General features: G+C 46.5%; 15 protein-coding genes. All 15 read left to right on the top strand.

What is annotated here, in order from left to right:
• Positions 1-789, top strand: coding sequence for an MBL fold metallo-hydrolase (locus AC2Q9J_RS04050; RefSeq protein WP_084243455.1), 789 nt, complete (start codon positions 1-3; stop codon positions 787-789).
• A 413-nt stretch (positions 790-1202) separates the two neighbouring features.
• The gene (locus AC2Q9J_RS04055; protein WP_499037404.1) at positions 1203-2417 is read left to right on the top strand and encodes a S1C family serine protease; all 1215 of its coding nucleotides are present in this window, start codon (positions 1203-1205) and stop codon (positions 2415-2417) included.
• 284 nt (positions 2418-2701) lie between these two features.
• Complete coding sequence (locus tag AC2Q9J_RS04060; RefSeq protein ID WP_499037406.1) at positions 2702-3205, top strand: DinB family protein; 504 nt, start codon at positions 2702-2704, stop codon at positions 3203-3205.
• A gap of 307 nt (positions 3206-3512) precedes the next feature.
• Positions 3513-3677, top strand: coding sequence for a CxxH/CxxC protein (locus AC2Q9J_RS04065; protein WP_112222178.1), 165 nt, complete (start codon positions 3513-3515; stop codon positions 3675-3677).
• An 89-nt stretch (positions 3678-3766) separates the two neighbouring features.
• On the top strand, positions 3767-4246 hold the full coding sequence (gene rlmH / locus AC2Q9J_RS04070; protein WP_499037409.1) for a 23S rRNA (pseudouridine(1915)-N(3))-methyltransferase RlmH: 480 nt from the start codon (positions 3767-3769) through the stop codon (positions 4244-4246).
• 331 nt (positions 4247-4577) lie between these two features.
• Positions 4578-6086, top strand: a complete 1509-nt coding sequence (locus tag AC2Q9J_RS04075) for a DUF1846 domain-containing protein (RefSeq protein ID WP_499037411.1) — start codon at positions 4578-4580, stop codon at positions 6084-6086.
• 189 nt (positions 6087-6275) lie between these two features.
• Complete coding sequence (locus AC2Q9J_RS04080; RefSeq protein WP_499037413.1) at positions 6276-6779, top strand: GNAT family N-acetyltransferase; 504 nt, start codon at positions 6276-6278, stop codon at positions 6777-6779.
• Positions 6780-6876: 97 nt separating this feature from the next.
• On the top strand, positions 6877-7320 hold the full coding sequence (locus AC2Q9J_RS04085) for an SRPBCC family protein (protein WP_499037415.1): 444 nt from the start codon (positions 6877-6879) through the stop codon (positions 7318-7320).
• Positions 7321-7351: 31 nt separating this feature from the next.
• Positions 7352-7969: an NAD(P)-dependent oxidoreductase gene (locus tag AC2Q9J_RS04090; RefSeq protein WP_499037417.1), complete on the top strand. Its 618-nt coding sequence runs from the start codon at positions 7352-7354 to the stop codon at positions 7967-7969.
• Positions 7970-7995: 26 nt separating this feature from the next.
• Entirely contained in the window at positions 7996-8478 is a 483-nt protein-coding gene (locus AC2Q9J_RS04095) for a nucleoside deaminase (protein ID WP_499037420.1), read from the top strand.
• Between the two features lie 338 nt (positions 8479-8816).
• The gene (locus AC2Q9J_RS04100) at positions 8817-10010 is read left to right on the top strand and encodes a DUF4317 domain-containing protein (protein WP_499037422.1); all 1194 of its coding nucleotides are present in this window, start codon (positions 8817-8819) and stop codon (positions 10008-10010) included.
• Between the two features lie 282 nt (positions 10011-10292).
• Positions 10293-12557: a catalase/peroxidase HPI gene (gene katG / locus AC2Q9J_RS04105; RefSeq protein WP_499037425.1), complete on the top strand. Its 2265-nt coding sequence runs from the start codon at positions 10293-10295 to the stop codon at positions 12555-12557.
• 221 nt (positions 12558-12778) lie between these two features.
• The gene (locus AC2Q9J_RS04110) at positions 12779-14041 is read left to right on the top strand and encodes an MFS transporter (protein ID WP_499037429.1); all 1263 of its coding nucleotides are present in this window, start codon (positions 12779-12781) and stop codon (positions 14039-14041) included.
• On the top strand, positions 13995-14615 hold the full coding sequence (locus AC2Q9J_RS04115; protein ID WP_499037433.1) for a TetR/AcrR family transcriptional regulator: 621 nt from the start codon (positions 13995-13997) through the stop codon (positions 14613-14615). Before AC2Q9J_RS04110 ends, AC2Q9J_RS04115 begins: the two co-directional genes overlap by 47 nt.
• Before the next feature lie 143 nt (positions 14616-14758).
• Complete coding sequence (locus tag AC2Q9J_RS04120; protein WP_499037436.1) at positions 14759-15544, top strand: nitroreductase family protein; 786 nt, start codon at positions 14759-14761, stop codon at positions 15542-15544.
• Positions 15545-15546 lie beyond the last annotated feature (2 nt).

A 15546-nucleotide genomic window follows, 5' to 3' on the forward strand; every position in this document is an offset into this window, starting at 1 on the left:
ATGCGTTTTAGTGTATTGGCAAGCGGCTCGAGCGGCAATGCCATCTATATAGAAAATGACCAGCATTCTTTTCTGGTGGATGCGGGCTTAAGCGGCCGGAAAATGGAAGAGTTATTCGCTTCCATCGGCAAAAAAATGAGTGATCTGGACGGCATCCTGGTCACTCATGAGCACAGTGATCATATTAAAGGGCTGGGAATAGTAGCCCGCAAACATAAAGTGCCGATTTACGCCAACGCCAAAACCTGGCTGGCGATGGAGAATCTGGTGGGCGCCATTCCGGTTGAACAGCGTTTCCATTTTGATATGGATAGTGTGAAAACTTTTGGTTCATTGGATATCCAGTCATTTGCGGTATCCCATGACGCCGCCGATCCGATGTTTTATGTGTTCCATGAAAACGGACGCAAGCTGGCGCTGATCACGGACACGGGATACGTCAGCGACAAGATGAAAGGCATCATCCAGGCATCCGACGCATACGTGTTTGAAAGCAATCACGATGTAGGCATGCTGCAAATGGGCCGTTATCCATGGTCGGTCAAACGCCGCATTTTGAGCGATGTCGGCCACGTTTCCAATGAAGACGCGGCAGTGGCGATGAGCGAAGTGATGGCTGAAAAGCCGACGAAGATTTATCTGTCGCATTTGAGCAAAGATAATAACATGAAGGATTTGGCGCGCATGAGCGTGGAGCAGACCTTGCAGACGAAAGGCATCATTGTCGGCGAGTATGTCGATCTGCTGGATACGGATGCGAATGTGCCGACGAAATTGGTATTGGTATAAAGAAAAGGGCTTCGCACTTGCGGAGCCTTCTTTTTTTTTAGAAAATGAAAATCGATATTGCGCAAAGCAGCTTTGCTTTCCTAGGGGCTTGCACTGAGCTAACTCGTGCTCGGTCCCCTTCGCCCGAGTGGATCTCAGCACTTCGCTCGAACCGGAGTTGGCAAGCCAACTCCGGTTCTACTCCCTTGGGAGTCTTCGCTGTTTTGCTTCATATCTTAGAGTGCTTTCAATAATAAATATCCTTATAAGCTTGCTTTAAGTAAGAAAAGAAACAACGCAGTTTTAAACTGTAATAGAAATGAGCACAAGCCTCATACGCGCTTTAGATACTCTTCTACAGAGTGCTCAAGCTTGCATTGTCAGAATTCTATTCATAGAATTAGATAAAGAAGTTTTCTGAGAGGATGGAGCAGATGGGGTATTACGATCAGACACCTAATGGAAGACGGCGCTCGAACCGGGGGCGCACATTTTTTGCGGGATTAAGCGGTGTGCTGGTTGGCGCATTGCTGATCTGGCTGCTGTTTTATTCGCGTCCGGATTTAATGCCTGGGAACAATGCGCAAACGTCACAAAATCAGACTGAAACAGTTGAAACCAGCCAAGAGGGGCAGACGGAGCAGCGTTCAGTGGAAGTAACGAATGATGTCACCGAGGCTGTGGAAATTGCCGACGATACGGTTGTCGGCATTACGAATCTGCAGGCGGGATCGGATTTCTTCTCCGAATCTCCAAGCCAGGAAGTAGGCACAGGCTCGGGAGTAATTTATAAAAATGAAAACGGCACCGCGTTTGTCGTGACCAATCATCACGTCGTGACGGGAGCCACAGATATTGAAGTAACAATGCCGGATGGCGCGAAAAAAGAGGCGACACTTGTCGGCAGTGATGTGTGGACGGATTTGGCTGTCCTCAGCATGGATGGTGAAGGAATCGAAGATATCGCCGAATTCGGTGATTCGGATGTTCTGAAGCAAGGGGAAACGGTCATTGCCATCGGGAATCCACTCGGACTTGATTTTTATGGGTCGGTAACAACAGGCGTCGTGTCCGGTACGGACCGGGCAGTGCCTGTCGACATCGATGGAGATAACGTGATTGACTGGCAGGTCGATGTGCTTCAAACGGATGCAGCCATTAATCCCGGAAATAGCGGGGGCGCATTGATCAATATCAGCGGCCAGCTGATCGGCATCAATTCGATGAAGATTAATGCGGCGACCGCGGAAGGCATTGGCTTTGCGATTCCGATCAACACAGCCATTCCGATTATCGAAACGCTGGAGTCGGAAGGACAAATGGTCCGTCCGGCGATGAGCATCACGTTGATGGATCTGAACGAAGTGCCGCAGATGTACCGCGAAGATACGCTGAATTTGCCGGCTGACGTTACTGCCGGTGTCGTGGTCAATTCGGTGATTCCGGATTCCGGAGCTGCTGAAGCGGGTCTGCAGGAGTTTGACGTCATCGTCGAAATGGACGGCGAACCGATTGATGGCAGCATCGCGCTTCGCAAACATCTTTACGAAGAAAAAGAAATCGGCGAAACGCTGCAGGTGAAAGCGTATCGTGACGGTGAACTATTGGAGTTCGAATTCGAGCTGGTGGACAATTCTTCATTGCAATAATAAAGAAAAGCGTAAGCGACCGTGTAGATTCGACGGGCATAAGACGATCTGGCGAAGCGGCGTGTTTTTGCCGCATAGCCAGAGTGGCTTATGACACTAGAATCTGGGCGCTGGAGTCTGGACAAGGTATATCGCTCTTTAAAGCATTATCAAGTTATAGAAGTGAATACTTTCTTTTCTTAAAAGAATGAGCCGGAGAGAAATCTCCGGCTTTTTCTATGCAGGAAAAACGAAGTTTCGGGCGAAATTAATAGAGAGCAGAAATAGAAGAACGGAGGATGGAAATGTTCAGATCGATGGATGACTTTTATGAAGTCTGGAAAGATGAAGCCAAAGGGACGCAGCAGGTCCTCGAGTCGTTGACGGATGAATCGCTTCATCAGGAATATACAGAAGGCTACCGCAGTCTGGGGCGTCTCGGCTGGCATCTGGCAACAACGCTGGAGGAAATGGTTTCGCTTACGGGTCTTCAATTTTCAGGAGCGGATTTCAGCAAGCCCGTGCCCGATACGGCTGAAGAGATTGCAGAAGCCTATAGATTCACCAACCGATCGATGATCACGGCCATGAAAGAAAACTGGACGGACGAAACGCTGGATGAAGAACACGATCTTTACGGTGAAACATGGACCGTTGCCACACTGTTAAAAGTGCTGCTTCTCCATCAAGTGCATCACCGTGCCCAGATGACGGTATTGATGCGCCAGGCTGGATTGAATGTGCCTGGACTGTATGGACCGGCTAAAGAAGAATGGGCTGCGATGGGTGCTGAACCTCCAATCGTGTAAATTATACCGCGGAGCTATTTGAGCTCTGCGGTTTTTTACTTTAATTTTTTCTAAGCCAGCTTTTACTTTGTAACATTATTGTAAAATTTGTTAAGAAAAATCATAGAATACAGTTGTATCGTTCGGAAAAGCAGAAAAATGACATGTGGATAACTTTCATGCGAAATGAGAAACAGCAACTATCCACAGAAGGAAGAAAACATGATTATACGTAAACGCTTTCTTCTGTTACAATGACTTGTGGATAAAAGTGAATGAATTGTGCATAACTGTGTGGAATATTCGGAAATCGAAAGGAATGAAAATTATGGAGATTAAATGCTGCAAAACCCACGTGGAACATGGCTTGGATGTGTTTGTCGCAAAGACAGAAAGTTATCCTATCCTAACAGAATTATCAGAAGACGAAAAGTTATCCACAAAATGCGAGTACTGCGAAGAGCCCGCTTTGTATCTTGTGGCCAGTTCTTAATTCGCCACAACATATAGAAATGCCTGTGGATATGTGTATAACAATGGTGGATAACTTGTTTGTAAATTTACTGTAAAGGGGGATATCTTGTGAATATCTCAATTGTCACTGTAGGAAAACTGAAAGAGAAATACCTGAAATCTGGGATTGAGGAATATACGAAGCGGCTGGGGAGCTACAGCAAAATAAGCGAAATCGAAGTTGCGGACGAAAAAGCGCCGGAGCAATTGAGCGATGCGGACATGGAAATCGTCAAAAAGAAGGAAGGCGACCGCATCCTCGCAAAAATCCCGGCCGACGCCTATGTCATCGCATTGTCAATCGACGGCAAGATGAAAACGTCGGAAGGGCTGGCGAAAGACCTGGAATCCCTGATGACTTACGGACGCAGCAAAATCGTCTTCGTGATCGGTGGATCGCTCGGCTTGCATGATGAGGTATTGAAGCGGGCGGATGAGAAGCTGTCGTTCTCCAAGATGACGTTCCCGCATCAATTGATGAAGCTGATATTGGTGGAGCAGGTGTATCGGGCGTTTAGGATAATGAAGGGTGAACCGTATCATAAGTGAGTACGGTTTTTATCATTGAACAAACGCTAACTTATCAATGTTTTATTCAAACGCTAAAAGCGATACAGTTATTGAAAAATATCAAAAGAATTAAAGTTTTGGCGTTTGGATTTGCTGAACACAGCTCTAATTTTCGTTATTTTTTTGAATGCATTGATGATAAGATTATTATTAAGCTTATTAGAATCACTCAATAATCGAACTGGCTGGGACGGTTTTCTAAAAAGCTATGTAATGATAAAAGATGAATTTTAGCTGGGATTTTCTCTTAAGGCGTTATATCTTTTGAGTTAAGAGAAAGCTTTAAGCAAAGAAAGCAGGACTGAAAGTAATGGGAAAAATCGGATTTGATTCAGAGAAATATTTGCAGGAACAATCAGCCTACATCCTGGAACGGGTGCAGCAGTACGATAAACTTTACTTGGAATTTGGCGGAAAATTGATAGGCGACAAACATGCCAAGCGTGTATTGCCTGGATTTGATGAAGATGCCAAAATCAAACTATTGCATACGCTGAAAGAAAATGCGGAAATCATCATTTGTGTGTACGCTGGAGACATCGAACGAAACAAAGTCCGTGAAGATTATGGCATCACTTATGACCAAGATGTCTTGCGCTTAATTGATGAATACCGGGCATATGGCATTTCTGTCAACAGTGTGTTGATTACGCGTTATCGAGGGCAACCAACAGTCAAAGTATTTATGACAAAGCTTGAGAGAAGCGGAATTAGCGTCTGTATTCACCGCGAAATCGAAGGTTATCCGACAAACGTGGACGCGGTCCTTGGGGAAGAAGGATTTGCGACGAATCCTTATATTAAAACGACAAAGCCAATCGTGGTAGTAACGGCCCCTGGCCCGGGCAGCGGAAAGCTTGCCACCTGCCTTACCCAAATGTACCATGAGAATAAACTGGGAAATGAAGTCGGCTATGCCAAGTTTGAGACTTTTCCAGTTTGGAACCTGCCGTTAAAGCACCCGGTAAACATCGCTTATGAAGCGGCTACCGTCGATTTAAAAGACGTAAATATGATGGATAATTATCACTATGAAGCATACGGGAAAGTAGCGGTCAATTACAATCGTGATATTGAGACGTTTCCTGTCATCAAACGGATCATCGAAAGGATTACCGGCAAAGCGTCTGTTTACAACTCACCGACTGACATGGGGGTTAATCGTCTGAAATCGGGCATCACGGATGATAGCGTTGTCCAGGAAGCTGCCAAGCAGGAAATCATTCGGCGCAGTTTCGTCGTAGAGAACGATTATAAAAAAGGGCTTGCCGATGAAGACAGTGTACGCCACATGCAAGTGATTCTGGAAGAGACCGGTTTAAAGAAAGAGGATCGGGCACCTGTATTGCCGGCCCGTAATTATGCGAAAGCAATCCAAGCGCAAATTGACAGCACGAATTTACAAGCTGTCATTGCGATAGAACTGCCGAATGGCGAGATGATCACCGGTCGAACGACCTCTTTGATGGATGCTTCGGCAGCCGCGATTCTGAATGGGTTGAAGAAATTGACCAATATTTCCGATGAAATTGATTTGTTGTCGCCGATGATTTTACAAACGATTCAACGTTTGAAAACCGATGACTTGAATAGCCGCGTCCCGACATTAAGCGCCAATGAAGTGCTCATTGCACTGGCAATCAGTGCGGTCACCAATCCTACTTCTGAGCTGGCTTATAAGCAATTGCCAAATTTAAAAGACACCCAGGCTCATTCTACGGTTATATTGAATAGAGAAAACGAACAGACTTTTAAGAAGCTTGGAATCGACATCACCAATGATCCGGTATATCCAACTGAGAACCTATATTACAATTAGATTTTAGAAAACACCTGCCTTTTTCTTCTTACATAGAAGTCTGAGGTGGATTTTTTTCATTGATAGAGTTTACTAGAAAGCATAATTTTACAATCGGCCTTCTTTAAAACTTAAATAACTTATAGCTAGTCAAATACTAGTATCTTCAAGATAATCCTGGCATTCAAACTTCGCAAGGAGAGATCTTTAATGGCGGAAGTGCCCAAAATGAACAACAACCCACAACCAATCTTCGAATCCAAACGATGCTACACAAGGCCTTTCGCCGAAACCGATCTCGATGATTTCATAACCTACCGCAACAACCCGGAATGGATGAAATATCAATATTTCAAAGGGCTGTCGCGGGAAGAATACGAAGAGATTTTATTGAAGGGACAGTCCGTGGAAAGCGGGGGGCAATTTGCGATCATCAGGAAAGCCGACCAAACTCTCATTGGCGATGTCTTCATTAAGAAGGAGTTCGATACTTTCTGGATTGGCTATACTGTCAGCCCGTCCTTTAAAAGACAAGGTTATGCCTATGAAATAACTCGGGCAATGATTCAGTGGATCCAGCAGCAAGGCGAGTTCAAGATTATGGCCGGGGCTGCACCGGAGAATATTGCTTCTATTCAGTTGCTGGAGAAATTGGGATTTGCTCAGGTTGATGAGGAGAACGGGGAACTGATTTTCAGCTTGCACGTTAAGTAAATAATCGATAGCAAAGATTGCTATACTAAAAGGAGCACCAGGAGCTGAAAAATAGCTTTGGATGCTCTTTTTTACAGCCCGAGAAGGAGTGAACCGCATGGCTTTTAGAGAAAGCGTTCATATTGATGCACCTGTTGAAACCGTATTTGCCATCACAACGGATTTTGAACATGCTCCAAAGATAATGGATAATGTAATAAAAGCGGAAAAGCTGACAGAAGGACCTCTGCAGGTTGGGACGCAAGTTCAGGAAACCAGAAATGTAAGGGCCAATGAAATTATTACTGTCCTTCATGTCATTGAATTTATTCCAAATCAAACATACACGGTGAAAAGCGAAAGTGGCGGAATGACGGTGATTTATCAGTATCAGTTCTTGGCTAATAAGGCTGGAACGACCGTTGATTTCACTGGCTCAATAAAATCAAAAGGATTGAAGAATGCTTTTATCAGGCCTTTTTTCGAAAAGATCTTAAAAAAAGAAGATGAGAATCATTTGCTGAGATTGAAGGAATATATTGAACAGGAAAAGATTGAGTGAAGATAGACAACCATAAAAGGAGGACAAAACCATGAAAATTATTGTTTTCGGCGCAACCGGAGGAGTCGGCCAGGAAGTCGTGAAGCAGTCTGTGGAAAATGGTTTTGAGGTTACGGCATTTGTGCGGACACCGGCAAAGCTGGCAGTTTCTCATGAAAATTTAAATATTGTTCAGGGTGATGCCTTTAACGGTGCAGAAGTTGCAGCTGCGATAGCCGGCCATGATACTGTCGTGTCATGTCTCGGTTCAAGCCAGGGGATGAAAAAATCAACGGAACTTCAGGATATGGTGAAAAATATCGTCGCCGGCATGAAAGCGCATGATGTAAAACGGATTGTCTACACCGCATCGGCTGGAATTCATAAGGAATTGACAGGCGTAAGCGGAAAAATGATGATGCTGATGCTCAAAAATGCGCTGGCCGACCATGGCGCTGCTGTTGAATTGATTCAATCGCAAGGACTTATCTATACAATTGTGCGGCCAATGGGCTTAACAAATGGTGCCTTTACAGGAGAGTATCGAGAAGCGGCTGAAGGCGTCCCTGAAAAATCGATGTCGATTCCACGTGCGGATGTTGCCCATTTTATTGTGAAAGCATTAAATGACCCGCAATATGAAAACAGCTCAATCGGACTTGCCACTTAACTCTGAACCGAAAAGGAGGAGCCAAAATGATTACCGAAACCGATTTAAAACATTTGCACCGTTGTGTGATATTAGCGGAAACGGCTTTGGAGAAAGGCGACGAGCCGTTCGGATCCGTGCTGGTTTCAGCTGAGGGTGAAGTACTTTTTGAAGACCATAACCATGTGGCGGGAGGCGACCATACGCAGCACCCCGAATTTGCGATTGCCAGGTGGGCGGCCAATAATTTGGCGCCTGAAGAACGCAGCAAGGCGACGGTTTATACGTCGGGCGAACATTGCCCGATGTGTGCGGCGGCTCATGGCTGGGTGGGCTTGGGCAGGATTGTCTACGCAAGTTCATCGGAACAATTGGGCGGCTGGTTGAGCGATTTGGGTGCTCCACCGTCACCAGTCCGAAATCTGGCCATTGGAGATGTAATAAAAGATCCGGTAGTCGACGGCCCTGTTCCGGAACTCGCGGAAATGGTTCACCAGCTCCATCGGCGATTGCATGAGACGAAACGGTAAACAATGAACCCGTGTGCCGCTTAATCCTTTAGTATGAAAACGACCCTAAAGATATGGAGCAAAACAGCGAAGACTCCTGGAGGACTGTGGTGAAAGCCGTGCTCCTGCATCGCTGCGCTGCTTCGTCGCAAAGACATAGCCTCGCACTGCGTCGGCTAATGTCTTCGGAGCTGTTTTGCGGAATATCGATTACTAAGAATATTAATCTAACTATATTCCCAACCGTCATCCACCCCAATAGTTGTTATAATGTAAGAGCACCAAAAGCTGAATCAGCTTTGGATGCTCTTTTTTTGTACGCAACACGGATTTTACTAGCCAGGGAGTTGGAATAAAAGATGAACAAAAAAGACATAGCCGATATCCGCAAACGGTTTAAGCTGGATACGGATTTACTCAAAATCGCTGAAATTTATAATGTATATATCCAAAAGGAAAGCAGTGAAATCTTCCACGAAGAAAGCCGTTCCTTTTCTTTATTGGACCGGGAGCAGCAGGAGCTGTTTCTTGCCAACTTTAAAAAGGTGTTGGGCGGGAAGCTGGACCAGAAGCTGTTTGAAGTGAAGTTCCAGCCGCAGGAAGAAGGGCAGACGGACCACACGCAGCATCTTCTCTACGAAGGGCTTGAGGCGGACGATACGGCCGAGTGGCAAGAGAATATGCAGCAGCTTGCATTGAAGATGGTGCTGGACAAGCAGTATGAAAAGGACATGGTGGTCACGTTCATCCGCGGGACTTATTTTAAGACGACGAAGCGCGAGGCGAATGAAACGGAAATCGATATGCGCGATGAAGTGTTCACGACGCCGTTCATCCTGTGCAGCATGAACACGACCGAGCTGCCGAAAAGTTCGCTGGTGTTTGATTTCGTCGAGAAGGAATTCAAGTCGAACCTGGTGACGGATCCGGTCATCAAATTGACTTCGCCGATCGGCGGATTCCTGTTCCCGAGCTTTACGGATAATGCGGCAGACATCCATCACGTGCTTTACGCGGCGAGCAAGGCGAATAAACCGGATTTCCAGTTTATCGAGAACGTGCTGAACGGAGATGAAATCGTCACGGCTGAGGAAGACAAAGCGGTGTTCGAGGAAATCGTTAAAGCCGTCATCGGCGACGAAGTGAATTCAAAAACGCTGGCCAACGTCTACGACGAAATCAACGCCATGCTGGTGGTCGATGAAGAGTACGACGACGAAGACGAAGAGACGCCTATACTGGACGCAAAAGAAATGGAGCGGGTGCTGAAGGCGAGCGGCGTGAAGGATTTGAGCACGGAAAAAGTGGAGCGGGCATTCCAGCAGGTCGTGGAAGACCGCAATTACGAGATGAAAGCCAGCCACATTGTGCCAAGCTATGCTTCGAAATCGATTAAAATCAGCACGAAAGTCGCGGATATCAAGATCAGCCCGCAAGACTTACGTTACGTCAAAGAAGTCAATTACAACGGCAAGCGCTGTTTGCTGATTGAAGTGGAAGAAGATACGATCATCGAAGGATTTAAGCTGATTGCGGAAGAAGAGCTGGAATAATAATTGAAAGACAGCCAGCTTCCTGCACCTCAATGACTGCACGAAATGACCTGCAAATGAGAATTTCGATAAATCTTCTCAAGTGAAAATTTCCGCATTTTCATTGCATCCTTGAACGGAATACGAGTAAAACTCCAAATTGATACCTTATTGCTGTTCACGGAGTCTCTAGTTTAGTGTAATTCTAATGTAAGAATTATTATCTGCCGGCAGTAATGCATAAAAATCGCAGATTTAAAGAGAGATGCAGTTTTTTCATTATCAATTAGGAGGGTTTAGAGAATGGGAAACAATGAACAAGGAACTAACGAGCAAAAAAACCACACTGCAGCTTCGGATGCACAATGTCCGTTTACGGGTGCAGGCGGCGGACAGCCAAGCAGCCAAACAGGCGGACACGCTGACAGTGCAATAACAACATCCACCAAACCAGGCAAAACGCAAAACAAAGACTGGTGGCCGAATATGCTGAATGTGAATATTCTGCATCAGCACGATACAAAAACAAATCCTCTGGGGGATGAGTTTGATTATAAAGCGGAATTCGAGAAATTGGATTACGATGCACTGAAACAGGATCTTCGTGACTTGATGACTGACAGCCAGGACTGGTGGCCGGCTGATTACGGACATTACGGCGGTCTGTTCATCCGTATGTCTTGGCATGCTGCAGGCACATACCGTACTACAGATGGCCGCGGAGGCGGTTCTACCGGAAACCAGCGTTTTGCACCGCTTAACAGCTGGCCGGATAACGTAAACTTGGACAAAGCGCGCCGTTTGCTTTGGCCGATCAAGCAGAAATACGGAAACAAAATTTCATGGGCTGACTTGCTTGTGTTGACGGGTAACGTGGCACTTGAGTCGATGGGCTTCAAAACTTTCGGATTCGGCGCAGGCCGTGAAGATATCTGGTCACCGGAAGAAGACGTATATTGGGGCAATGAAAAAGAGTGGATGGAAGACAACCGTTATTCCGGCGACCGCGAGTTGGAAAACCCGCTCGCAGCCGTTCAGATGGGCTTGATCTATGTGAATCCGGAAGGGCCTAACGGCAAACCGGATCCGCTTGCAAGTGCTGTCGATATCCGTGAAACTTTCGGACGTATGGGTATGAACGATGAAGAGACTGTTGCGTTGATCGCAGGCGGCCATACATTCGGTAAAGCCCACGGTGCTGGAGATCCTTCCAATGTAAGTGACGACCCGGAAGCAGCAGTAATGGAAAACCAGGGAATCGGCTGGAAGAGCACTTACGGTTCAGGAAAAGGCCGCGATACGATTTCAAGTGGTATCGAAGGTGCTTGGACTGCCAACCCGACGCAATGGGACAACGGCTTTTTCGAGCAATTATTCGGCTACGAGTGGGAATTGACGAAATCTCCTGCCGGCGCATACCAATGGACTGCTAAAGATTTACCGGAAGATCACATGGCACCTGATGCTGAAGATTCTTCCATCAAAGTGAAGACAATGATGACAACAGCTGACATGGCACTTCGCATGGATCCGGCTTATGAAAAGATTTCACGCCGTTACTATGAAAACATGGAAGAGTTCCAGGACGCGTTCGCCCGTGCATGGTTCAAACTTCTTCACCGCGACATGGGACCAATCGAGCGTTATTGGGGACCGGAAGTACCGACAGAAGTATTGATCTGGCAAGATCCAGTTCCAGCAGCACCAGGCGTTCTGACTGCAGCTGAATTGGAAGAGCTGAAAGTGAAGATCATGGAAAGCGGATTAAACCCGCAGCAATTGATCAAAACTGCTTGGGCATCTGCCAGCACATACCGCGATTCAGACAAACGCGGCGGTGCAAACGGAGCTCACATCCGTTTCGCTCCACAACGCAGCTGGGCAGCGAACGAGCCGGAAGAATTGGAAAAAGTGCTTTCTTTCTATGAAAAACTGCAAGCAAGCATGGACAATAAAATCAGCATCGCTGACTTGATCGTCCTTGGAGGAAATGCTGCAATCGAACAGGCTGTAAAAGCGGCAGGTTTCGATATTGACGTACCATTTGCCCAAGGCCGCGGAGATGCGCTTGAAGAACATACGGATGCAGAAAGCTTCGACGTGCTGGAGCCGGTTTCGGATGGTTTCAGAAACTACCAGAAGAAAGAATATTCGACAAGCCCTGAAGAGATGCTGCTTGATAAAGCGCAATTACTCGGCTTGACTGCACCGGAAATGACTGTGCTTGTCGGCGGTATGCGTGCCCTTGGTGCAAACCATGCAGGCGCTGCAGAAGGCATCTTCACTGACAACGTCGGTGTGTTGACAAATGATTTCTTCGTCAAGTTACTGGATATGAACATCGATTGGACGCCGTCCGAGTTCAACAAATACGAAGGCAAAAACCGCAAAACAGGTGAAACAGGCCTGACTGCGACACGTTTTGACCTTGTATTCGGCTCTAACTCGATTCTTCGTGCCATTGCTGAAGTATATGCACAAGATGACAACAAGGAAAGATTCGTTCGCGACTTCATCAAAGCTTGGAACAAAGTGATGAACGCTGACCGTTTTGATCTGAAAAAATAAATACGGATCCTGAACAGGATCTCTTTGCCGCAAGCACACTGAGTGCTTGCGGTTTTTTTATGCATATTTTTCTTCCTGCTTGTGCAAACGCCCATGTTATCGTTTCAGATTTGGCCAATCTACAGCTATCTATAAAAAGAAGCTTGTAAAACGACACGATTGTCGATATAGTTAAATTATTAATAACGACACTAGTGTCTTTTTGAAAGAAGGGTTGCTAATTGAAAAATTTACTTCAAAATAAAAGCTATATGGCGTTGATGGCTGCACAGGCAATTTCAAGCATCGGTGACTGGCTGAGCATAGTCGCGATTTTTACGGTAGTGGGATTTAAATGGAATGCCTCGCCAATGGAAATCGGGCTGCTTATTCTCTGCCTGGCAGTGCCGATGGCTTTACTCGGGCCAGTCGCAGGAATTGTCGCGGATCGCTTTAATCGAAAAACGATTATGATCGTATCCGATATTGCCAGGGCTGCCTTGATTTTGCTGCTGGCGGCCGCAAGTTCAATTCTGATGGTATATGCGATCCTGTTTACAATCGGCGTTTTTTCAGCAGTATTCATTCCGGCGAAAAATGGGAAGCTGAAAGAAATCGTCGGAGAAGAGGACATGAAGGCAGCCATGGCTATCACTTCGATGATTGATTCATCAACCAAAATCCTTGGACCGCTCCTCAGCGGACTGCTCGTGGTGGCAATGGGGACACAACAGGTATTTCTGGTCGACTCCGCCACGTTCATTGTGTCGGCCGGGTTGCTGTTATTATTGCCTAATACAATAAAACAAGAGTCCACAGAAGAAGAAAAGGCACAGGCTTCTTTCAAAAAAGAACTGGCCGAAGGATTTGCTCTCTTAAAATCAAGCCGCTTTATGGTGGTCGGTTTAACGCTGGTGGGGATGAGCCTTCTGGTTCTGCAATTGGCGGACTCCCAGCTCATTGTTTTGATCCGGGAATTGACAGAGGCATCGCCTGATTTATTTGGATATCTGATTACAGGTTCTGGTTTTGGCATGTTTTTGGCGGGTTTATTGCTTGCCAAAAAAACGGGCTACCGTCCGTATCCGGTTATGCTGGCAGGTGTTTTTGGAATTGGATTGAGTTTTGGTATGATGGGGATATTAACTGACGCCGATTTGGGTTATTCGGCAATATGGCTGCCGATTCTCGGCTTTACCGCCGGATTTTCTGCCAGCCTGATTTTTGTGCCATTTCATGCAACTGTTCAAATCGATACACCTGTCCATATGACAGGCAGGATTTTTGGGGTCATCAACAGTGTCATGACCACGGCTACGATTCTCGGACCGTTGGCGGGCGGTTTGTTAGCGACGGTGCTCGGCATTATTCCGACTTTCATAATTACATCGGGATTGCTGGTGCTCCTGGCGCTGGCAGGATATATTGCAAGAAGGAAAGCGGAACGGGGGAAATTACATGGCTCCACGAGTGAGCGAAGACCATCTGAAGCAGCGGCGGGCTGAAATTCTGCAGGCTGCAACCACTGTTTTTATCGAACAGGGTTATGAAAACACGTCGATGAAGCACGTGATGGAAGCAGCCGGTGTCAGCCGGGGCGGGCTCTATCAATATTTCTCCAATAAGGAGGGTTTGTTCAAGGCGATTCTTGATGAAGCATTAACTGATGAAGCCAATGGCACGAAGAACATGCTGAAAGATACGGATTCCTATTGGGAGCTGTTGATGCAGCTGTTATTTGGAGAAGGCGGAAATCCCGAAACCGAAATGGATCCGCTGGCATCCAGCAAATTGGAATATTTCATCACTGGACGAAATGATGAACAAAGACGGGAATACGGCAGAAAAAGATATGAAACAGGCCATCGCCTATATGCGGATGTCATCAAAGCAGGCCAGGAAGCCGGTGAATTCAGCGATCGCTTTGACCACGATTTGATTGCCCGCTCAATTATCACATTCATTGATGGACTTGCTCTCGGTGACGCAATACTGCCGGCACAAGCTGTCCAATTAGGCAGCCAGTCGGCACTGTTTATGGAATTTTTACGAATGGCTCTGCAGGTCCAGAAGGACTGATTTCAAGATTCACCTGCTAAAAAGATTCGTAGGAAGTGAACTTTAATGCCTTCTACAAACCTTACCAGGGCGGTAAGGTTTTTTATTCGACGAAACCAATATCTGAACATTCCTATTAATGCTATTATTTATCATAGGGAGTGGTGAATTTGGAATTGAAGGATGTTATACATAACCATAAATCGATACGCGAGTACAAAGACCGTGAAATCAGCCAGGAATTGCTGGATGAGATACTGGAGGCCGGCATACGGGCTTCTTCGAGCGGCAATATGCAGACTTATTCTATTGTGGTGACAAAAGATAAAGCATTGCGCCAGAAATTGTACGAAGCGCATATGGAGCAGTCGATGGTAGTGGATGCACCGGTATTGGTGACGTTTTGCGCGGATTTCAATAGGATGCGGAAATGGCTGGTGCTCAATGACGCACCGGTCCATTTCGATAATTTCATGAGCCTTATGATCGGTGCCATCGATGCCACTTTGGCGTCGCAGAATTGCGCGCTGGCGGCGGAAAACCGGGGGCTCGGGATCTGTTATATGGGATCGACGCTGGCGAACTGTGACCAGGTCGGGGAATTATTGAATCTGCCGGAAAACGTCGTGCCGATTGTCGGCTTTTCGCTTGGCTATCCGGCAGAAGGTCCGGCGCCGCGGGACCGCTTGCCGCTGGAGGGGATCGTCCATTATGAGCAGTACCAGGATTATTCAGATGCCGACATTTTGAAGATCTACGAGGAACGGAATGAAAACGGGTGGAACCGGTATATGGCCATTCCGCGCCTGAAAGAAATGGTGGAAGAGCTGGGTGTGAAAAACCTGGCCCAGGTGTACACGATGGCGAAGTACACGAAAGAATCGCATACGGCCTTTTCGCAGAAAGTGCTGATCTATTTGGAGAAGCAGAACTTTATGAATAACGATTGAGT

Source organism: Planococcus sp. RAB007_Raresut, from assembly GCF_057369535.1.

Excerpts from the sequence above, each read along its gene's own strand:
- AC2Q9J_RS04050 (WP_084243455.1), top strand. The coding sequence starts at position 1 with ATGCGTTTTAGTGTATTGGCAAGCGGCTCGAGCGGCAATGCCATCTAT.
- AC2Q9J_RS04055 (WP_499037404.1), top strand. The coding sequence starts at position 1,203 with ATGGGGTATTACGATCAGACACCTAATGGAAGACGGCGCTCGAACCGG.
- AC2Q9J_RS04060 (WP_499037406.1), top strand. The coding sequence starts at position 2,702 with ATGTTCAGATCGATGGATGACTTTTATGAAGTCTGGAAAGATGAAGCC.
- AC2Q9J_RS04065 (WP_112222178.1), top strand. The coding sequence starts at position 3,513 with ATGGAGATTAAATGCTGCAAAACCCACGTGGAACATGGCTTGGATGTG.
- AC2Q9J_RS04075 (WP_499037411.1), top strand. The coding sequence starts at position 4,578 with ATGGGAAAAATCGGATTTGATTCAGAGAAATATTTGCAGGAACAATCA.
- AC2Q9J_RS04080 (WP_499037413.1), top strand. The coding sequence starts at position 6,276 with ATGGCGGAAGTGCCCAAAATGAACAACAACCCACAACCAATCTTCGAA.
- AC2Q9J_RS04085 (WP_499037415.1), top strand. The coding sequence starts at position 6,877 with ATGGCTTTTAGAGAAAGCGTTCATATTGATGCACCTGTTGAAACCGTA.
- AC2Q9J_RS04090 (WP_499037417.1), top strand. The coding sequence starts at position 7,352 with ATGAAAATTATTGTTTTCGGCGCAACCGGAGGAGTCGGCCAGGAAGTC.
- AC2Q9J_RS04095 (WP_499037420.1), top strand. The coding sequence starts at position 7,996 with ATGATTACCGAAACCGATTTAAAACATTTGCACCGTTGTGTGATATTA.
- AC2Q9J_RS04100 (WP_499037422.1), top strand. The coding sequence starts at position 8,817 with ATGAACAAAAAAGACATAGCCGATATCCGCAAACGGTTTAAGCTGGAT.
- katG (WP_499037425.1), top strand. The coding sequence starts at position 10,293 with ATGGGAAACAATGAACAAGGAACTAACGAGCAAAAAAACCACACTGCA.
- AC2Q9J_RS04115 (WP_499037433.1), top strand. The coding sequence starts at position 13,995 with ATGGCTCCACGAGTGAGCGAAGACCATCTGAAGCAGCGGCGGGCTGAA.